We start from the raw sequence: 19,658 nt of genomic DNA on the forward strand, positions 1-19,658 counted from the left end.
GGCGGATCAACTCCTCAGGAGCAGGGCGGAGGTGGGGACGCCCTCGCCGGCCGTGACCAGGCAGGTGGCGGCGTCCGGGACCTGTGCGGTGCTGGTGCCGCGCAGCTGTCGTACGCCCTCGTTGATCAGGTTGAAGCCGTGGACGTACGCCTCGGAGAGGCCGCCGCCGCTGGTGTTGAGGGGGAGCCGGCCGCCGATCTCCAGCGCGCCGCCCTCCGTGAAGGCGCCGCCCTCGCCCCGGCCGCAGAAGCCGTAGCCCTCCAGGGAGAGCGGGACGAGGGCGGTGAACGCGTCGTAGATCTGGGCGACATCGACGTCCTGCGCGGTGAAGTCGGCGTGTTTCCACAGGTGTCGGGCGGCGGTCCAGGCGGGGCCGGTGAGGGGGTCGTCGTTCCAGTAGTTGACCATGCCGTGGTGCTGGGCGGGGAGACCCTGGGCCGCGGAGTGGACGTAGACGGGGGTGCGCCGGCAGTCGCGGGCACGCTCGCGGGAGACGATCACGCACGCCAACGCCCCGTCGGTCTCCAGGCAGTTGTCGAAGAGGCAGAGGGGTTCGCTGATCCAGCGGGAGGTCATGTACATCTCGCGGGTGAGCGGGCGGTCGTACATGATCGCGGCCGGGTTCTGGTTGGCCCTGTTCCGGCAGGCGAGGGCGACGTTGAACAGGTGGTCGCGGGTGGCGCCGTACTCGTACATGTAGCGGCGGGTGAGCAGGGCGATCTCGTCGGCGGGCCGGAGCAGGCCGAACGGGCGGGTCCACTGGGCTGGGGTGGGGAGTTGGCGGGTCGTGTTGGTCCACGGTCTCGCCCCGCTGCCCCGCTTCCGGGACCGCCAGGCCACGCCCACGGTCGCCTGTCCGGCGGCGATGGCGGTGGCGAGGTGGGCGACGGTGGCGCAGGAACCCCCGCCCCCGTACCCGACCTTGCTGAAGAAGGTCAGGTCGCCGAAGCCGACCGCCTTGGCCAGTTCGACCTCGTCGGTCTCCTCCATCGTGTAGGAGGCGAGGGCGTCGACCTCGCCGGGAGCGATGCCCGCGTCGTCGAGGGCGGCGAGGACGGCGCGACAGGCCAAGGTCCGCTCGTCCTCGGGGAGTTGTTTGGCGAAGGGGGTCTCACCTATGCCGACGATCGCGGTGGCGTCCTTGATTCCGGCCATGGTTGGGGCCTCCACACGGTGCCGGTGCAGCTGACAGGGCGTCAGGCTACAGCTAATCTGACGGACAGTCAGCTAATGCGTACAGGGAGGTCGTTCGTGCGCGGAGACGTGGAGTGGGGAAGCATTCCGGGACTCGTCCGGTTCGCGGCGAAGCGGTACGCGGACACCGAGGCGGTGGTGGAGGGCCGGACCCGGATCTCCTACGCCGAGCTGGGCGCCCGCGTCGAACGATCGGCGGCGGCCTGCGCCGGGGCGGGTGTCTCGCCGGGCGACCGGGTCGCGATCTGGGCCCCGAACTCGCTCGACTGGATCGTGGCGGCGCTCGGCGCGGTGTCGGCGGGAGCGGTGCTGGTGCCGATCAACACCCGCTTCAAGGGGGTCGAGGCGGCGGACGTGCTGCGGCGCAGCGAGGCACGGCTGCTGTTCGTGACCGGGACGTTCCTCGGCACCTCCTACGTGGCCTCGCTGCGCCGGGCGGTCGCGGAGGGGCCCGGGCTGCCGGAACTGGACCAGGTGGTGGTGCTGTCGGACGACGCGCCCGCCGACTACCGCACCTGGAAGGACTTCCTGGCGGGCGGCGACGGAGTGCCGGCGGCCGAGGTGCGGGCGCGCGCGGCGGCGGTGCGCGGCGCCTGGCCCTCCGACATCGTCTTCACCTCCGGCACGACGGGGCGGCCGAAGGGCGCGGTCATCTCGCACGCGCAGACGCTGCGGGCGTACGAGATCTGGAGCGACCTCGCGGGGCTGCGGCAGGGCGACCGCTATCTGATCGTGAACCCCTTCTTCCACACCTTCGGCTACAAGGCCGGCGTGCTGGCCTGTCTGATGCGGGGCGCGACGATGATTCCGCAGCCGGTGTTCGGGGTCGACACGGTCCTCGCCAACATCGCCGCGGAACGCGTCTCGGTCCTCCCCGGCCCGCCCACCCTCCACCAGTCCCTCCTGGACCACCCGGCCCGCGACACCCACGACCTCTCGGCGCTCCGGCTGGTCGTGACGGGCGCGGCGGTGGTGCCGCTGCGGCTGGTGGAACGGCTGCGCGGGGAACTGGGCGTGGAGACCGTCCTCACCGCCTACGGCCTCTCGGAGGCCAGCGGCATCGTGACGATGTGCCGGCGCGGCGACGATCCGACGGTGATCGCGTCGACGTCGGGGCGGGCGATCCCCGGCACGGAGGTCCGGGTGGAGGCGCCGCTCGGTTCGCCGGGCGAGGTCCTGGTCCGCGGCTTCAACGTGATGCGCGGCTACTACGAGGACGAGACCGCCACCGCCCAGGTCGTCACGGAGGACGGCTGGCTGCGCACCGGGGACGTGGGGGTGCTGGACGCCGAGGGCAACCTCCGCATCACCGACCGCATCAAGGACATGTTCATCGTCGGCGGCTTCAACGCGTATCCGGCGGAGATAGAGCAACTCCTCGGCGTGCACCCCGACGTGGCCGACGTGGCGGTCGTCGGCGTGCCCGACGCACGGCTGGGGGAGGTCGGCAGGGCGTACGTCGTACGCCGCCCCGGCTCCACCCTGACCGGCGACGACCTGATCGCCTGGGCCCGGCGCGAGATGGCCAACTACAAGGTGCCGAGGGCGGTGGAGTTCGTGGGGGAGCTGCCCCGGAACGCGAGCGGGAAGGTGGTGAAGGGGGAGCTGCGGGCGGCCGGATGAGGCACCGGCCCGGCACGCCCCTCCGGACACACCTCGGCCGCGACGGCTCCCCCTGGGCCGTCGCGGCCGGTCCCCCGTGGTGGGCGAAGGTCTAGCTCGGCTCGGACGTGATGTGCGTGTTGTCCGGTGTGACGGTGCCGTCGTCGTCGGCGGTCACGACGCTCTCGACGTCCGTGATGTGCGTGTTGAGCGGCTTGACGCCGCCCGTCAGCTTGGCGTCGGTGATGTGCGTGTTGTCCGGCTTGACGACCGGCTCGTCGCTCTTGGTGTCGCTCATCTCACTGGCTCCCCTGTTACGTGCGGTGATTGGGCGGGATCCGCCCGGCAACTCCCCCGAGAACTGCCGGACGGATCCTCAGGGCCGGTTCACCTTAGATGCCCGGCCGCCTGCCGTTCCGTCTGCCCCCCGACGCGACGGCCCGACACAGGTGAGAATGCCGGACCGCGATAAACGAACGATGAACGCCCGTCCGGGGAAGGGGCGGAGCCTCGGGCGTCAGACGGTGGTCGACGGCGCCAGCAGGCCCCTGACCTCCTCCACCTCCGGCGACTGGAGCCGTTCGTAGATCTCCAGCGCCTCGGTCCAGCAGACCTGGGCGCGGCCGGACTGGCCGATGCCGTCGAGGGCCTTGCCGAGGACGGTCAGGACGTTGCCGCGGCGCCACTCGCCGCCGATCTCCCGCAGTGGCGTCAGCGCCATCTCGGCGTTGGCCGCGGCCTGGGCGGGACGCTGGGCCAGCAGGTCCACCTCGGCGAGGCGGAAGAGGGTCATGCCCTCCCAGAGGCGCTGCCGGCTCGCGCGGAAGACGGTCAGCGCCTGCTTGAGATGGGCCACCGCGTCGGTCGGCTGGCTGTTCTTGCCGAGGGCCAGCCCGAGGGCGTAGTGGCCGTTGGCCGCCTTGAGGGTGTGCCCGAGTTCCTCGTACATCTCGGTGCCCTGGCGGGCGAGGCCGACCGCGCTGTCGGCGCGTTCCGTCTGGAGGTGCAGCCGGGAGAGGTTGCACAGCGCGGACGCGGCGCCGGAGAGGTCCCCGCAGGCGCGGAAGCTCGCGATGGCCCGCTCCAGGAACTCCTCGGCCTCGTCGTAGCGGCTCCGGTAGAAGGAGTAAATGCCGAGGAGGTTCGCCGCCCAGCAGCACGGCAGGGCGTCGTCGGAGGCCTCCGACAGGGCGAGTGCCTGCCCTGCCTCCTGGTGCGCCTGCTCGAACTGCCCGGAGAAATGGCGGGCGTTGGCCAGCACCAGGACGGCCCGGCCCTCCGCCCGGCCGTCGGCGGCCTCGCGGGCCGCGTCGCGCAGGGTGGTGCCGGCCGCCTCGTACTCCTTGAAGTTCGCCCCGGACTCCGCGAGGTCGACCGCGGCCCACAGCAGATCGACGGCGCGCCGCAGCGTCGTCCCGCCCGCCGACTGCCGTACGCAGGCCAGCAGCGGCATCGCCTCGCTGTAGAGCCAGTCCTGTGCGGCGCGGCGGTCGGGGAAGACCAGTCCGTCGACGCCGGTCCCCTCCAGGTGGTCGACGAGGCGGTCACCGGGCCGCTCGATGCCGTAGACCCCGGCGGCCGTGGCCAGGTAGAAGTCCAGCAGCCGGGACATGGCCGCGGTCGTCTCGCTCGGCGGCCACTCGTCCCGCTCGGCGCACGCACGCGCGTAGAGCCGCACCAGATCGTGGTACCGGTAGCGCCCGGGCGCGGCCGATTCGACCAGTGACGTGTCCACGAGGGATTCCAGGACGTCCTCCGTGTCCTCCAGGGGGAGGTCCAGCACGGCCGCCGCTGCCGGGAGGGAGATGTCCGGGCCGTCCGCCAGCCCCAGCAGCCGGAACGCCCGTGCCTGGGCCGGCTCCAGCTGGCCGTAGCCCAGCTCGAAGGTGGCCTTCACGGCGAGGTCGCCGGCCTGGAGCTCGTCCAGCCGCCGCCGCTCGTCGGCGAGCTTGGCGGCGAGGACGGAGACCGTCCAGGTGCGGCGGGCCGCGAGGCGGGAGGCCGCGATACGGATCGCGAGGGGGAGGAAGCCGCAGGCCGCGACCACGTCGAGGGCCGCTTCCCGTTCGGCGGCGACGCGTTCGGCGCCGACGATCCGGGTGAAGAGCTGGAGGGCCTCCTCGGGGGACATCACGTCGAGGTCGACGAGATGCGCCCCGGCCAGGTCCACCATCCGCACCCGGGAGGTGACCAGCGCGGCACAGCCCTCGGTGCCGGGGAGCAGGGGCCGTACCTGGGCCGCGTCCTTCGCGTTGTCCAGCAGCACCAGCACGCGCCGCCCGTCCAGGACCGACCGGTACAGCGCGGACCGCTCCTCCAGGGAGTCCGGTATCGCGGAGTCCGGGGTGCCCAACGCCCGCAGGAACGCGCCGAGTACGGTCTCCGGTTCGGCGGCGCGGGAGCCGGCGCCCTGGAGGTCGACGTACAACTGGCCGTCGGGGAAGGCCGAACGGGCCTGGTGGGCGACATGGACGGCGAGGGTCGTCTTGCCGACGCCGCCGATTCCGGCGAGCGCCGACACCGCCATCACGCGGCCCTCGGCCGAGGCGAGGACATCGCCGAGTTCCGACACGAAGGACACGCGGCCGGTGAAGTCCGGGACCGTCGCCGGGAGTTGGTGGGGGCGGACCGGTGACGGCACGGTCTCCGCCGCCGGCGCGGACGGTTCCGCGAGGCCCGGGTCGGCCTTCAGGATGCGGTGCTGGAGTTCGCGCAGGCCGGGGCGCGGGTCCACCCCGAGTTCGTCGGCGAGCAGACGCCGGGTGTCGGCGTACACCGCGAGGGCCTCCGCCTGGCGGCCCGAGCGGTACAGGGCGAGCATCAGCAGCTCGCGGAGGCGTTCGCGGAGCGGGTGGGCCGCGGTGAGGGCGGTCAGCTCGCTGACGGCCTCCGCGTGGCAGCCCTGCTCCAGGTCCATGTCGAGGCGGGATTCGAGGAGTTGGAGCCGCCACTCCTCCAGGCGGACGCGCTGCGCCTCCGCGTACGGGCCGGGCAGTCCGGCCAGCGGCTCTCCCTCCCACAGCGTGAGCGCGCGGCCCAGCAGGTCCCGGGCGTGCGACAGGTCACCCGCCGACCTCGCCTTCTCCGCCTCGGTCGTCAGGTCCTGCACCTCGGCCACGTCCAGCGCCCGCTCGGGCAGCCCCCGTACGGCATAGCCGCCCGACTCGCTGACCAGGACACCGGCGTCCAGGACCTTCCGCAGCCGGGACGCGTAGGTGCGCACCGCGGCCAGCGCCTGGGACGGAGGGTCGTCGCCCCACAGGGCGTCGATCAGTTCGCCGGCGGTCGCCGTGCGGCCCTCGCGCAGCAACAGCGCGGCCAGCAGGGCGCGTTGCTGAGGGGAGCCGGTGGGCAGCGCGTCGGGGCCCCGCCAGGCACGTACCGGACCGAGCACGCTGAAGCGCAGTGCGGCCGACTCCTCCGTGCCGGAGTCGGGGCGCCGCTGCTCCGGTACCCGCGGTCCACCGTCCATCGCCGTTCCCCCTAGGCAAGCCTGATAACTACGACAGTTTGCCTTGTCCACGGCGGATGCGTCAGCTCTCGGAGACGCCGCTCACACGTGGACGCGCGGGAAGTCACAAGGCTCTCACACGGCCTGCGCACAGTTCCGCACACAACCGAGCATCCCGAACCCGGATCCAGCTAGCTGACGGGTCGTCAGATCGGCGCTACCGTGAGCGCCATGGACACCCAGACCACCGCCCCGACCCCCCTTCCGCCGATCATCTCCGTCGACGACCACACCGTGGAGCCCGCCGACGTCTGGCAGCACCGGCTGCCCAGGAAGTACCTGGACACCGGCCCCCGCGTGGTCCGCGCGCCACTGAAGGACATGACCTTCCTCGGCGGCCGGTTCAAGCCCGTGATGGGCGAGCCCGGCGACGACGGACCCATCGGTGACTGGTGGGTCTACGAGGATCTGCACCGCCCGCTCACCCGCCTCGACACCGCCGTCGGCTACAGCAGGGACGAGATCAAGCTCGAAGTCATCACTTACGAGCAGATGCGTCCGGGCTCGTACGACGTCCCGGCCCGGCTCGCCGACATGGACGTCAACCACGTCCAGTCCGCGCTGTGTTTCCCCACCTTCCCCCGCTTCTGCGGCCAGACGTTCACCGAGGCCGCCGACCGCGACCTCGGGCTGCTGTGCGTGCGCGCCTACAACGACTGGATGGTGGAGGAGTGGTGCGGCCCGGACGCGCACGGCCGCCTGATACCGCTCCCGCTCATCCCGTTGTGGGACCCGGAGCTGGCCGCCGCCGAGGTCCGCCGCAACGCCGCCCGCGGCACCCGTGCCGTCGCCTTCTCCGAGATACCCCCGCACCTCGGCCTGCCCTCCATCCACACCGACGACTGGGACCCCTTCCTCGCCGCCTGCGCCGAGACCGGCACCGTCGTCGCCATGCACATCGGCTCCAGCAGCCGTATGCCGTCGACCTCGGCCGACGCGCCGCCCGCCGTCGGCTCGACGATCACCTTCGCCAACTGCTGCTACTCGATGGTCGACTGGCTGATGAGCGGCAAGTTCGAGCGCTTCCCCGACCTCAAGGTCATGTACGCCGAGGGCCAGATCGGCTGGATCCCCTACATCCTGGAGCGGGCCGACGTCGTCTGGGAGGAGAACCGCGCCTGGGGCGGCGTCGCCGACAAGGTCCACCGCCCGCCGTCCGAACTCTTCGCCGAGCACGTCTACGGCTGCTTCTTCGACGACGCGTTCGGCCTGAGGAACCTGGACGCGATCGGCGTCGGCAACGTCCTCTACGAGACCGACTACCCGCACTCCGACTCCACCTGGCCCAAGTCCCGCGAGGTCGGCGAGGCACAGATGGGCCATCTGGCGCCGGACGTCGTCGAGCGGATCGTCCGGGGCAACGCGATCGACCTGCTGGGCCTGACCCCGGCCGGCCTGTGGGAGGGCCCCAAGTGACCTCCCTCGCCTACGGGATACAACTTCCCGTCCAGTCCCAGAGCACCCTGTACGCCGAGCCCTGGGAGGCCGACGCGGGACCCGCCGACCTCGTCGGGATCGCCCGCGCCGCCGAGCGGGCGGGCTTCGACTACATCGCGGGCTGCGACCACGTCGGCGTCCCGCACCGCCTGGCCACGGCCATGAGCACCATCTGGTACGACCCCGTCGCCACCCTCTCCTACCTCGCGGGCGTCACCGAACGCGTCCGCCTGCTCAGCCATGTGGCGGTCGTGGGCCTGCGCCACCCGCTGCTCACCGCCAAGCAGTACGCCACCCTCGACCACCTCAGCGGCGGACGCCTGATCCTGGGCGTCGGCGCCGGGCACGTACGCGAGGAGTTCGAGGCGCTGGGGGTGGACTTCGAGCGCCGCGGACCCGTCCTGGACGAGTCGATCGACGCGCTGCGTGCGGCCCTGGGCCCGGACGAGTTCCCCTCCCACCACGGCAAGTTGTACGACTTCGAGGGCCTGGGCCAGCGCCCCCGCCCCGCGCAGGAGCACGTCCCCCTCTGGGTCGGCGGCTCGTCGCCCGCCGCCGTCCGCCGGGCCGCGCTCAAGGCGGACGGCTGGCTGCCGCAGGGCGACCCCCGCGACCGGCTGCCCGGACAGATCGAGCGGATCCGGCGGCTGCGCGAAGAGGCAGGAATCCAGGGGCCGTTCGTGTTCGGGGCCATCACCGAGCCGCTGTACGTCGGCGAGCCGGGATGGCAGGTGGGCCGCCGCACGCTCAGCGGAGCCCCCGACCGCATCGCCGAGTCCCTGCGCGCCTACGGGGCGATGGGCGTCGACCAGATCCAGGTGCGGTTCCGGTGTCGCGACCGGGCCGAACTCACCGACCAGATAGCCGCGTTCGGGGCCGGCATAGCGCCGCACCTCGGCCACCTCGACTAGGGAGACCGCATGGGCAAGCTGGACGGACGTGTCGTCATCGTGACCGGGGCGGCACGCGGGCAGGGCGAGCAGGAGGCGCGGCTGTTCGCGGCCGAGGGCGCGAAGGTCGCCGTGGCGGATGTGCTGGACGAGCAGGGGGAGGCGCTGGCGAAGGAGCTGGGGGCGCTCTACGTGCACCTGGACGTGGGCGAGGAGGCCGACTGGAGCGCGGCGGTCGGGGCGGTCAAGGGGGCGTACGGGCGGATCGACGGGCTGGTGAACAACGCGGGGATTCTGCGCTTCAACTCCCTTGTGGACACGCCTCTTGAGGAGTTCATGCAGGTCGTGCGGGTCAACCAGGTCGGCTGCTTCCTCGGGATCAAGACCGTGGCGTCGGCGATGGAGGACGGCGGCACGATCGTCAACACGGCCTCGTACACGGCGGTGACCGGGATGGCGGCCGTCGGGACCTACACCGCCACCAAGCACGCCATCCTCGGGCTCACCCGGGTGGCCGCGCTGGAGCTGGCGAGCCGGCGGATCCGGGTCAACGCCGTCTGCCCCGGGGCCGTGGACACCGCGATGTCCAACCCGGCGCGGCTGGACCCGGACGCGGACCCGGAGGAGATGACCCGCGCGCTGGACGAGCTGTACCGCAAGCTCGTGCCGCTGGGCCGGATCGGACGGGCCGACGAGGTGGCGCGGCTCGCGCTGTTCCTGACGTCGGACGACTCGTCGTACATCACCGGCCAGCCGTTCGTGATCGACGGGGGCTGGCTGGCCGGGGTCAGTGTTATCTGACGAGGCGTCAGCTATTGACGAATCTGACGCCACGTCAGAAAGTCGTAGCACTCAGACGAACCATCTGGACTTGGGACGGTGAACCTCCTTGGAATTCGGGCTCTTTGTACAGGGATACGTGGGCAAGCGCGCCGAGACGGACCCGCTGGCCGAGCACAAGGCGCTGATGGAGGAGACCGAGTACGTCATCCAGGCGGACAAGTCCGGGTTCAAGTACGCCTGGGCGTCCGAGCACCACTTCCTGGAGGAGTACTCGCACCTCTCGGCGAACGACGTCTACCTCGGCTACCTCGCCCACGCGACCGACCGCATCCACCTCGGGTCGGGCATCTTCAACCCCCTCGCACAGGTCAATCACCCGGTGAAGGTGGCCGAGAAGGTCGCCATGCTCGACCATCTCTCCGGCAACCGCTTCGAGTTCGGCAGCGGGCGCGGCGCCGGGTCGCACGAGATCCTCGGGTTCATCCCCGGGGTGACCGACATGAACTACACCAAGGAGATCTGGGAAGAGACCATCGCCGAGTTCCCCAAGATGTGGCTCCAGGACGAGTACGTCGGCTTCCAGGGCAAGCACTGGCAGCTGCCGCCGCGGAAGATCCTGCCCAAGCCGTACGGGAAGGCGCACCCCGCGATGTGGTACGCCGCCGGGTCGCCGCCGTCGTACGCCATGGCCGCGCAGAAGGGGCTCGGGGTGCTCGGGTTCAGCATCCAGAAGGTGTCCGACATGGAATGGGTGCTGGAGCAGTACAAGACGGCGATCGTGAACGCCGAGCCGGTCGGGGCGTTCGTCAACGACAACGTGATGGTGACCACCACGGCGATCTGCGCGCCGACCCATGACGAGGCGATCCGGATCGCCACCAGCGGCGGGCTGCACTATCTGCCCTCGCTGGTGTTCCGGTACCACGACACGTTCCCCCGGCCCGAGGGGTTCCCGGTGTGGCCGGAGACCCTGCCCGAGTACACGCCGGAGTTCGTCGAACTCCTCGTGGAGGAGGAGCTGTTGATCTGCGGGGACCCGGACGAGGTGCTCACGCAGTGCAAGCGGTGGGAGCAGGCCGGGGCGGACCAGCTGAGCTTCGGGCTGCCGGTGGGGGTGCCCAAGGAGGAGACGCTGCAGACGATCCGGCTGATCGGGGAGCACGTGATTCCGAAGATCGACACGGATCCCGTTCACCGGACCACGCGGTTCCGTCAGGCGGCTTGAGGGTTCGTCGTCGGGTGCGGGCGCGTGGGGGCTGGTCGCGCAGTTCCCCGCGCCCCTGAACAGCAGGTCGGTCAGCGCATCGCACGCTTCAGGAGGCAAGGCTCGTGCTCGATCACGTCATCAAAGGGGCGACGGTTGTCGACGGGACCGGTGCGCCCGCATTCGTCGCCGACGTCGGTGTCCGCGACGGCCGGATCGCCGTCGTCGGCACTGCCACCGAGGAATCCCGCAGCACCGAGGACGCCGCCGGGCTCGTCCTCGCCCCCGGCTTCGTCGATCCCCACACCCACTACGACGCCCAGTTGTTCTGGGACCCGTATGCCACGCCGTCCCTGAACCACGGAGTGACGACCGTCGCCGCCGGGAACTGCGGGTTCACCCTCGCGCCGTTGAAGGCGGAGGACGCCGACTACACGCGCCGGATGATGTCCAAGGTCGAAGGCATGTCGCTGGTCGCCCTGGAGGAGGGCGCGCCCTGGAGCTGGCGCGGGTTCGGGGAGTACCTGGACGCCCTCGAAGGGCGGATCGCGGTCAACGCCGGTTTCATGGTGGGGCATTGCGCGCTGCGACGGTACGTGATGGGACCGGACGCGGTCGGCGGCCAGCCCAGCGAGGAGCAACTCGCCGAGATCGTACGGCTGTTGCACGAGGCCATGGACGCGGGCGCCTGGGGTTTCTCCACCACCCAGTCCTCCACCCACTCGGACGGCGACGGACAGCCGGTCGCCTCACGGCACGCCCGGCCGGAGGAACTGCTCGCCCTGTCCCGGGCGGTCGGTGAGCACGAAGGCACACAGATCGAGGCGATCGTCGCCGGGTGCCTGGACCAGTTCAGCGACGCGGAGATCGACCTGTTCGTCGAGATGAGCGCGGTGGCCGGGCGGCCGTTGAACTGGAACGTGCTGACCATCGACGCCGCCGTGCCGGAACGGGTGCCCCGGCAGCTGTTCGCGAGCGAGCGGGCCCGCAAGGCCGGCGGCCGGGTCGTCGCCCTGACCATGCCGATCCTCACGCCGATGAACATGTCCCTGGGCACCTTCTGCGCCCTGAACCTGATACCCGGCTGGGGACCGGTCCTGAGCCTGCCCGTGCCCGAACGGATCGCCCGGCTGCGCGACCCCGGCGTACGCGCCGAGATGCTGCGGAACGCCACCAGCAAGGAGGCGGGCGTCTTCCGGCGGCTCGCCGACTTCGGCCGCTATGTGATCGGGGACACCTACAGCACCGCCAACGAGGGGCTGACCGGGCGGGTGGTGAGGGACATCGCCGCCGAGCGCGGCCAGGAACCCTTCGAGTGCCTCGTGGAGATCTGCGCGGCCGACGAGCTGCGTACGGTCCTGTGGCCCATGCCGTCCGACAACGACCCCGCCTCCTGGGCGCTGCGGGCCGAGACCTGGCGGCACGAGGACGTGCTGCTCGGCGGGTCCGACGCCGGGGCGCATCTGGACCGGATGTGCGGGGCGCCGTACACGACCCGGTTCATCGGGGACTGTGTGCGCGGGCGGAAGCTGGTGGGACTCGAACAGGCCGTGAAGATGCTCACCGACGATCCGGCCCGGCTGTTCGGGCTGCGGGAGCGGGGGCAGGTGCGGGAGGGCTGGCATGCGGACCTCGTGCTGTTCGACCCCGAGAGGATCGACGCGGGCAAGGCCACCCTGGTGCACGACCTGCCGGGTGACAGTCCGCGCCTCGACTCCGAGGCGATCGGGATACGGGCCGTGTGGGTCAACGGGGTCGAGGCCATCCGGGACGACGTGGTGAGCGGGCACGTGCCCGGGCGGGTGCTGCGGTCGGGGCGGGACACCAGGACGGTGAGCACCCGGTGAGTTCCGGGCCGGACGCGGGGCGGGCGGGCTCTCAGGCCGCCGACGGACAGCGGTTGTTCGTCGGCGGGGAGTGGGTCGAGCCCGACGGCGGGCACTACGCCGTGATCGATCCCGCCACCGAGGAGACCGTGGGGTGGGCGCCCGAAGCCTCCCGGGAACAGGTGCGCGCCGCCGCCGCCTCGGCCAGGGAGGCCTTCGGGCCGTGGTCGCGCACGCCGGCCGGGGAGCGCGCCGCCGTTCTCGGGCGGGCGGCGGACATCATCCGGGGGCAGCTCGTGCCGTACGCCGAGCTGGCGCAGGCGGAGAGCGGGGCCACGACCGGGACCGCGCGGGGCATGCAAGTGGGCGTGGGCGCCGCCCGGTTCAGGCGGTACGCGACCGTCGAGCCGGGCGAGTGGGCCATCGCGCCGCAGGTGAACGAGGCGGGGCCCTTCGGGCGGGCGGCCGTCATGGGGGCGCTCGCCGTGCGGCAGCCGGTCGGGGTCGTCACCTGCATCACGTCGTACAACAACCCCTGGGCGAACCCCGCGGGGAAGATCGCGCCCGCTCTCGCCATGGGCAACACGGTGGTCGTGAAACCCGCGCCGCAGGACCCGCTGTCCGTCTACCGCATGGCGGAGGCGCTGGAGGCGGCCGGGGTGCCGCGCGGGGTCGTGAACGTGGTCAACGGGCAGTCCGTGGCGGTCGGTGAGACGGCCGTGGACGCGCCGGACGTCGACATGGTCAGCTTCACCGGGTCCACGGCGGTCGGGCAGCGGATCGCCGAGGTGTGCGGGCGGGCGATGAAACGGCAGTTGATGGAGCTGGGCGGGAAGGGCGCGGCCCTCGTCTTCGACGACGCGGACCTCGCCTCGGCCGTCTCCGGGATCGGCACGACCTTCTCCTTCTACAGCGGACAGATCTGCACGGCACCGACGCGGGTACTGGCCCAGCGCGGGATCCACGACCGGCTCGTCGAGCAACTGGCCGCCTACGCACGGGTGCTGAAGGTCGGCGACCCGCGCCTGCCGGACACGGTGGTCGGACCGGTGATCTCGGCGGCACACCGCGAACGCGTCGAGTCGTACGTCGAACTGGGCCGGAAGGAAGGCGCGGTGGTCGTCGCGGGCGGTGAACGGCCGTCCTCCGGGCCGGGGTTCCTCGTCGCGCCGACCGTCCTCGCCGACTGCCGCCCGGAGATGCGGGTCGTCCGCGAGGAGATCTTCGGGCCGGTCGTCGTGGTCGTCCCCTTCGACGACGAGGAGGAAGGGATCGCCCTCGCCAACGACAGCGACTACGGCCTCATCGACTACGTCTGGTCGGCCGACGTGGCCCGCGCCTTCCGGGTCGCCCGGCGGCTGAGGGCCGGCGGCGTGGGCGTCAACACGGTGGGACGCAACATGGAGGCCCCATTCGGCGGCTTCAAGAAGAGCGGGGTCGGCCGGGACGTCGGCTCGTACGCGCTGCACGCGTACAGCGAGGTGCAGGCGATCGTGTGGCCCGGCTGAGAGGCCCCTCCTCGCGCGGGTGCGGTTCAGTCCCGCAGGTCCACCCGTACCGTCAGCAGGTTCGAGCCCATCGCCCTGACCGCCGCGCTGTTGAAGCGGGGGAGGGCACGCAGCCGGGCACGGGGGTCGTCGTCGGGGAGGAGATGGGCCGTGCCCGTGTGCCAGCGGCCCATGATGCGGACGCGGACCTCGGGATCGGCCTTGATGTTGCGGACGTAGTGGGAGAGTTCGCCGAACTCCGAGACCAGCCAGAAGGTGCTGCCCACCCGACGGCCGCCGAGCGGGGTGCGCCGGGGCCTGCCGGAGACGCGGCCCGTGGTCTCCAGGACGGTCTGGGTGGGCAGACGGCGGGTGACCGAGTTCAGGACGCGCTGGATCCTGCTGACGGTGCGGTACTTGGCTGCGGCCTGCGGGGTGGGCATGGCGTCTCGGTCTCCTGTCGCGCGGGCGGGGCGTGGTGTTCCATGGTGCCGTGCGGGTCGTGACGTGGAACCTGTGGTGGCGGTACGGGCCCTGGGAGGCCCGGCGGACGGCGATCCTCGCCGTGCTGCGTGAACTGCGGCCCGATGTCGTCGGGTTGCAGGAAGTGTGGGACACGCGGGACACCGGCGGGGAGAACCTCGCCGGGTGGCTCGCCGGGGAACTCGGGATGCACTGGACCTGGGGGGCCTCCCACGACCCCGGGTTCTGGCAGCGGCGGCTCGGCGGCACCGCCGTGGGCATCGGCAACGCCGTCCTCAGCCGCTGGCCCGTCGCGGAGCGGGCCGTCCTGCCGCTGCCGCCCGGGGACGGCGACGGCGGCCGGCTCGCGGTGTACGCGGGGCTGGACGCGCCGGGCCACCGGGTCCCGTTCTTCACCGCCCACCTCTCCTCCGCGCCCGCCGCCTCGGCCGTACGGTGCCAACAGGTCACCGCGCTCGCGGAGTTCGTCGCCCGGCGGCGCGGCACGGGGCCGTTCCCGCCCGTCGTCACCGGTGACTTCAACGCCCGGCCGGACTCGGACGAGGTGCGGCTCCTCGGCGGGCACCGGACCGCGCCGCCCGTCCCCGGCCACGTACTCGTCGACGCCTGGGACGTCGCCGAACCCGGGGCGCCCTCGGCCACCTGGGACCTCCGGAACCCCTACGTCGCGGGCACGTCGTCCGGGCCGAGCGCCCGGGTCGACTACGTCTTCGTGGCGCCGGCCGGGCGGGACGGTCCCGGGCACGTGCGGGGCGCCCGGCGGGCGGGGGACGGGCCGGTCGGCGGGGTGTGGCCGACCGATCACGCGGCCGTCGTCGTGGACCTGAGCGACGAACCGGCCGTGCCCGCCGACCGGTTCAGCGGACGGGGTCGCCCAGGAACACCGGGTTCGTGAGCGCGGCCGGTGCGCCCGGCAGCGGCCCCGCCGTCGTCTCGTGCCGCACCTCGGCGCGTACGTACGCCGCGTAGGCCGGAGTGGTGTGCCACTCCACGGCACCCGCGCCGCCGGCCGGAAGCGGATCGCTGGTGAACAGGACCCCCTGGTCGGTGACGAGGCGGACGGTGCAGCGCGGGGCGCCGGTGACCTCAAGACGGACCGTGACCGGCGTGTCCGCGGAGACCCTCAACCGGTCGCCGATTCCCGCCTGCCGGGCCCGGCCGCCGGTCGCGGTGAGGGCGAGGGAGACGTCCTTGGACTCGGCGATGTAGGAGTGCCCGGCGCGGATGCCGTCCTGGACGGCCTCGCGGGTCAGGTCGTCGGCCAGGACGACCGTCTGCGGCAGGCCGACGACGTCCGGGTCACGGTGGGCGTCGCTGTTGCCCATCGCCGGAAGCCACTCCCGGTTCTCCCGCACGGACGCCACCAGCGTCGCGTCCCAGGAGGCGAGGGCGATCTCGTCGTCGGGCGTCCAGGGGCCGTTCCACACCTCGACCGCGTCCGCCTCGCCGAAGCCGAACTTCCAGGCGCAGCCGATGCAGGTGGCGTGCGGATGGGCGGGCACGACCAGGCCGCCGGCCCGCCGGATCTCGCGGGCGTACCGTCCGAAACGGTTGTCGCGGGCCCGGTACCGCCAGTCGACGAACGTGCCCGGTTCGGTGCCGAGGGCGACGACGTGACCGTTGCGGGTGGTGATCTCCTCACCCAGCATGATCAGCAGGTCGTCACCCGCCTCCGGAGCCCAATGGAGGTGCGAGGACTGGGTGTTGTGGTCCGAGGAGTTGATGAAGTCCAGGCCCGCCGCGCGCGCCAGCGCCGCGATCTCGGCGGGGGTGCGGCGCCCGTCCGAGTACCAGGAGTGCAGATGGCAGTCACCCCGGTACCAGTCCCGCCCGCGCCCCTTCGCCCGCTCCGGCGGGTACACCGGCCGCGGGGCGGCGCCCGGCGCGCCGTGGGTGAGCGTGATCGTCAGCTCGTACGCCAGGCCCTGCGGGGAGACGGTGTACGGGCCCAGCGCGATGTGCCAGGTGCCGGCGTGCACCGGGCCGGGGAGGTAGCCGGGGGTCGCGTCGTCGGCGCGGAGGAAGAACTCCGTGCGGGCCCCGCCCGACCAGCCGCGGAAACCCCGGCCGCCGAGGTCCGTGCCCCGCTGGTCGAAGATGCCGATGTCGAGGGCGTTGCCCTGGGTGCCGGCCGGGACGGCCGGTCTGTCGTACGTGTACGCCACCTTCAGCTCGCGGACCCCCGCGGGGACCTCGACCGGCACGTACACGTAGTCCGGCGAGCCGGTCGGGAGGATGCCCCGTACCGTCCGGCTCTCCTGGTAGCCGTCTGCCGCGGCCGCGGTGCCGCTCGCGAAGGTCACGCTTCCCAACGTAAGCGCGGCGGCGCCCGTCACGATCAGTGCGCGCCGGTTGATGCCGTTTCCGTGCTCGTCGTCGCACATGCTGCTGCTCCCGGGGTGTCGTGAGGGACAGGGATGGCACGTACGACTCTGCTAGTGGGCCGTGAACTCCCGCGCAAGGACAGGGAATCGCCGGGTGTCGGGAAACCGCACCGGCGCGGGCGGGGCTGCGCGTCCCCGCTGCCAGTGACACCGTGTGACGACTGCCCGGGAGGAACGAATCGGCCGTCCCTCTTTGGCCTGATCAGAGCGATCGTATGCTCGAAGGATGACGACCCCCGCGAGCTCCGGAACCGGCCCGACCGAGAACTCCATGCGTCGCGCCCTCAAACGCGCCCGTGACGGCGTGGCCCTCGACGTCACGGAGGCGGCGGTGCTGCTCCAGGCGCGCGGCGAGGCCCTCGACGACCTCACCGCGTCCGCCGCCCGGGTGCGCGACGCGGGCCTGGAGACGGCCGGCCGGCCCGGCGTGATCACGTACTCGAAGAGCGTCTTCATCCCCCTCACCCGGCTGTGCCGCGACAAGTGCCACTACTGCACGTTCGTCACGGTCCCCGGCAAGCTCCGCCGCGCCGGCCACGGCATGTTCATGTCCCCGGACGAGGTCCTCGACATCGCGCGCAAGGGCGCCGAACTCGGCTGCAAGGAAGCCCTGATCACCCTCGGCGACAAGCCCGAGGACCGCTGGCCGGAGGCGCGCGAGTGGCTCGACGCGCACGGCTACGACGACACGATCGCGTACGTCCGCGCCATCTCGATCCGCATCCTGGAGGAGACGGGCCTGCTCCCGCACCTCAACCCCGGGGTGATGACGTGGACGGACTTCCAGCGGCTCAAGCCCGTCGCCCCGTCCATGGGCATGATGCTGGAGACGACGGCGACCCGCCTCTGGTCGGAGCCGGGCGGCCCGCACCACGGCTCCCCGGACAAGGAACCGGCCGTACGGCTGCGGGTGTTGGAGGACGCGGGCCGGTCCTCGGTGCCCTTCACGTCCGGCGTCCTGATCGGCATCGGCGAGACGTACGAGGAGCGCGCGGACTCCCTCTTCGCGCTCCGCAAGGTCTCCCGCGCCTACCACGGCATCCAGGAACTGATCATCCAGAACTTCCGCGCCAAGCCGGACACCGCGATGCGCGGGATGCCGGACGCGGAGCTGGACGAACTGGTGGCGACGGTCGCGGTGGCCCGGCACATCATGGGCCCGGCGGCCTGCATCCAGGCACCCCCCAACCTCGTCGACTCCGAGTACGAGCGGCTGATCGGCGCGGGCATCGACGACTGGGGCGGGGTGTCCCCCCTCACCATCGACCACGTGAACCCCGAACGCCCCTGGCCCCAGATCGAGTTGCTGCGCGCGCAGTCGGCCGAGGCGGGCTTCGAACTCCGCGAACGCCTCTGCGTCTACCCGGAGTTCGTGGGCCGCGGCGAACCCTGGCTGGACCCGCGCCTGCTGCCGCACGTACGGGCCCTGGCGGACCCGGAGACGGGCCTGGCGCGTGCGGACGCGAAGGTGGAGGGCCACGCCTGGCAGGAGCCGGAGGAGGCCTTCGTGGCGTCCGGCCGCACGGACCTCCACACCACGATCGACACCGAGGGCCGCACGTCCGACCGCCGAGACGACTTCGACGAGGTCTACGGCGACTGGGGCGCCCTGCGCGAGGCGGCGGCGCCCGGCATGGTCCCCGAGCGGATCGACACGGACGTGCGCCAGGCCCTGGCGACGGCGGCGGACGACCCGACCCGGCTGACCGACGCGGAGGCGCTGGCGCTGCTGCACGCGGACGGCCCGGCGCTGGACGCGCTGACGCGGATCGCCGACGACGTGCGGAAGTCGGCGGTCGGCGACGACGTGACGTACATCGTCACGCGGAACATCAACTTCACCAACGTCTGCTACACGGGCTGCCGTTTCTGCGCCTTCGCCCAGCGCCGCACGGACGCGGACGCGTACACCCTCTCCCTGGACCAGGTGGCGGACCGGGCCCAACAGGCCTGGGAGGTCGGGGCCGTCGAGGTCTGCATGCAGGGCGGTATCCACCCCGACCTGCCCGGCACGGCCTACTTCGACATCGCGAAGGCGGTCAAGGAACGCGTCCCCGGCATGCACGTCCACGCCTTCTCCCCGATGGAGGTCGTGAACGGCGCGACCCGCACCGGCCTTTCGATCCGCGAGTGGCTGACGGCGGCCAAGGAAGCGGGGCTCGACACCATCCCCGGCACGGCGGCGGAGATCCTCGACGACGAGGTCCGCTGGGTCCTGACGAAGGGCAAGCTGCCGACGGCGACCTGGATCGAAGTGGTCACGACGGCGCACGAGTTGGGCATCCGGTCGAGCTCGACGATGATGTACGGCCACGTCGACCAGCCGCGCCACTGGCTCGGCCACCTCCGCACCCTGGCCGGCATCCAGCAACGCACCGGCGGCTTCACGGAGTTCGTGACCCTGCCGTTCATCCACACCAACGCACCCGTGTACCTGGCGGGGATCGCCCGCCCGGGCCCGACGATGCGGGACAACCGGGCCGTGGTGGCGATGGCGAGACTGCTGCTCCACCCGCACATCCCCAACATCCAGACGAGCTGGGTGAAGCTCGGCTCGGAGGGCGCGGCGGAGATGCTGCGCTCGGGGGCGAACGACCTCGGCGGCACGCTGATGGAGGAGACGATCTCGCGGATGGCGGGCTCGTCGTACGGCTCGTACAAGTCGGTGCGGGACCTGGTGGCCGTGGCGGAACTGGCGGGCAGGCCGGCGAGGCCGCGCACCACGCTCTACGGCGAGGTGCCGGAGGAGCGGCAGCGGGCCGCCGCCGTCTCGGACGGGCATCTGCCGGAACTGCTGCCGGTGCTCGACTGAGCGGACGGAGGCGTGGACGGAGGCCGGTACGATGATCCGACCCCT

At 72.1% G+C, this 19,658-nt stretch carries 13 protein-coding genes and 1 pseudogene; 9 read left to right on the forward strand and 5 right to left on the reverse strand.

Annotated features, from left to right (window positions below; translation table 11 throughout):
- Positions 1-6 precede the first annotated feature (6 nt).
- Positions 7-1,155, reverse strand: coding sequence for a lipid-transfer protein (locus ACIPTO_RS07345; protein ID WP_366316863.1), 1,149 nt, complete (start codon positions 1,153-1,155; stop codon positions 7-9).
- A gap of 96 nt (positions 1,156-1,251) precedes the next feature.
- Between ACIPTO_RS07345 and ACIPTO_RS07350 the strand changes: the two genes are divergently transcribed.
- A complete protein-coding gene (locus ACIPTO_RS07350; RefSeq protein WP_401190055.1) occupies positions 1,252-2,817 on the forward strand; it encodes a FadD3 family acyl-CoA ligase in 1,566 nt (521 codons plus the stop codon).
- A gap of 91 nt (positions 2,818-2,908) precedes the next feature.
- Here the strand turns inward: ACIPTO_RS07350 and ACIPTO_RS07355 are convergent, their stop codons facing one another.
- On the reverse strand, positions 2,909-3,094 hold the full coding sequence (locus tag ACIPTO_RS07355) for a hypothetical protein (RefSeq protein WP_366316860.1): 186 nt from the start codon (positions 3,092-3,094) through the stop codon (positions 2,909-2,911).
- 219 nt (positions 3,095-3,313) lie between these two features.
- Positions 3,314-6,268: a BTAD domain-containing putative transcriptional regulator gene (locus tag ACIPTO_RS07360; protein WP_401190057.1), complete on the reverse strand. Its 2,955-nt coding sequence runs from the start codon at positions 6,266-6,268 to the stop codon at positions 3,314-3,316.
- A 201-nt stretch (positions 6,269-6,469) separates the two neighbouring features.
- Here ACIPTO_RS07360 and ACIPTO_RS07365 point away from each other — a divergent pair, with 201 nt between their 5' ends.
- From ACIPTO_RS07365 to ACIPTO_RS07390, 6 genes and pseudogenes are all read left to right on the forward strand, one after another.
- Entirely contained in the window at positions 6,470-7,723 is a 1,254-nt protein-coding gene (locus tag ACIPTO_RS07365) for an amidohydrolase family protein (RefSeq protein ID WP_401190059.1), read from the forward strand.
- Complete coding sequence (locus ACIPTO_RS07370; protein ID WP_366316854.1) at positions 7,720-8,655, forward strand: LLM class F420-dependent oxidoreductase; 936 nt, start codon at positions 7,720-7,722, stop codon at positions 8,653-8,655. Before ACIPTO_RS07365 ends, ACIPTO_RS07370 begins: the two co-directional genes overlap by 4 nt.
- A gap of 9 nt (positions 8,656-8,664) precedes the next feature.
- Complete coding sequence (locus ACIPTO_RS07375) at positions 8,665-9,435, forward strand: SDR family NAD(P)-dependent oxidoreductase (RefSeq protein ID WP_401190060.1); 771 nt, start codon at positions 8,665-8,667, stop codon at positions 9,433-9,435.
- An 88-nt stretch (positions 9,436-9,523) separates the two neighbouring features.
- Positions 9,524-10,642: an LLM class flavin-dependent oxidoreductase gene (locus ACIPTO_RS07380; protein ID WP_366316852.1), complete on the forward strand. Its 1,119-nt coding sequence runs from the start codon at positions 9,524-9,526 to the stop codon at positions 10,640-10,642.
- A gap of 101 nt (positions 10,643-10,743) precedes the next feature.
- Positions 10,744-12,468 (forward strand): annotated as a pseudogene (locus ACIPTO_RS07385) (amidohydrolase family protein); the annotation flags it as partial.
- Complete coding sequence (locus ACIPTO_RS07390) at positions 12,465-13,955, forward strand: aldehyde dehydrogenase family protein (RefSeq protein ID WP_401190063.1); 1,491 nt, start codon at positions 12,465-12,467, stop codon at positions 13,953-13,955. The pseudogene ACIPTO_RS07385 and the gene ACIPTO_RS07390, both read left to right, overlap by 4 nt.
- Before the next feature lie 26 nt (positions 13,956-13,981).
- Here the strand turns inward: ACIPTO_RS07390 and ACIPTO_RS07395 are convergent, their stop codons facing one another.
- The gene (locus ACIPTO_RS07395) at positions 13,982-14,377 is read right to left on the reverse strand and encodes a nitroreductase/quinone reductase family protein (protein WP_401190065.1); all 396 of its coding nucleotides are present in this window, start codon (positions 14,375-14,377) and stop codon (positions 13,982-13,984) included.
- A 50-nt stretch (positions 14,378-14,427) separates the two neighbouring features.
- Between ACIPTO_RS07395 and ACIPTO_RS07400 the strand changes: the two genes are divergently transcribed.
- Entirely contained in the window at positions 14,428-15,312 is an 885-nt protein-coding gene (locus ACIPTO_RS07400; protein WP_401190067.1) for an endonuclease/exonuclease/phosphatase family protein, read from the forward strand.
- On the opposite strand, the gene ACIPTO_RS07405 is transcribed toward ACIPTO_RS07400, so the two are convergent.
- Positions 15,275-16,801: a CehA/McbA family metallohydrolase gene (locus ACIPTO_RS07405; RefSeq protein ID WP_401190068.1), complete on the reverse strand. Its 1,527-nt coding sequence runs from the start codon at positions 16,799-16,801 to the stop codon at positions 15,275-15,277. The genes ACIPTO_RS07400 and ACIPTO_RS07405 overlap by 38 nt on opposite strands.
- Positions 16,802-17,027: 226 nt before the next feature.
- On the opposite strand from ACIPTO_RS07405, the gene ACIPTO_RS07410 reads away from it, so the two are divergent.
- The gene (locus ACIPTO_RS07410) at positions 17,028-19,613 is read left to right on the forward strand and encodes a bifunctional FO biosynthesis protein CofGH (protein WP_401190070.1); all 2,586 of its coding nucleotides are present in this window, start codon (positions 17,028-17,030) and stop codon (positions 19,611-19,613) included.
- Positions 19,614-19,658 lie beyond the last annotated feature (45 nt).

It is taken from the genome of Streptomyces sp. NPDC090083 (assembly GCF_044747445.1).
Lineage (GTDB): Bacteria > Actinomycetota > Actinomycetes > Streptomycetales > Streptomycetaceae > Streptomyces.

Excerpts from the sequence above, each read along its gene's own strand:
- ACIPTO_RS07345 (WP_366316863.1), bottom strand. The coding sequence starts at position 1,155 with ATGGCCGGAATCAAGGACGCCACCGCGATCGTCGGCATAGGTGAGACC.
- ACIPTO_RS07355 (WP_366316860.1), bottom strand. The coding sequence starts at position 3,094 with ATGAGCGACACCAAGAGCGACGAGCCGGTCGTCAAGCCGGACAACACG.
- ACIPTO_RS07360 (WP_401190057.1), bottom strand. The coding sequence starts at position 6,268 with ATGGACGGTGGACCGCGGGTACCGGAGCAGCGGCGCCCCGACTCCGGC.
- ACIPTO_RS07375 (WP_401190060.1), top strand. The coding sequence starts at position 8,665 with ATGGGCAAGCTGGACGGACGTGTCGTCATCGTGACCGGGGCGGCACGC.
- ACIPTO_RS07395 (WP_401190065.1), bottom strand. The coding sequence starts at position 14,377 with ATGCCCACCCCGCAGGCCGCAGCCAAGTACCGCACCGTCAGCAGGATC.
- ACIPTO_RS07405 (WP_401190068.1), bottom strand. The coding sequence starts at position 16,801 with ATGTGCGACGACGAGCACGGAAACGGCATCAACCGGCGCGCACTGATC.
- ACIPTO_RS07410 (WP_401190070.1), top strand. The coding sequence starts at position 17,028 with ATGACGACCCCCGCGAGCTCCGGAACCGGCCCGACCGAGAACTCCATG.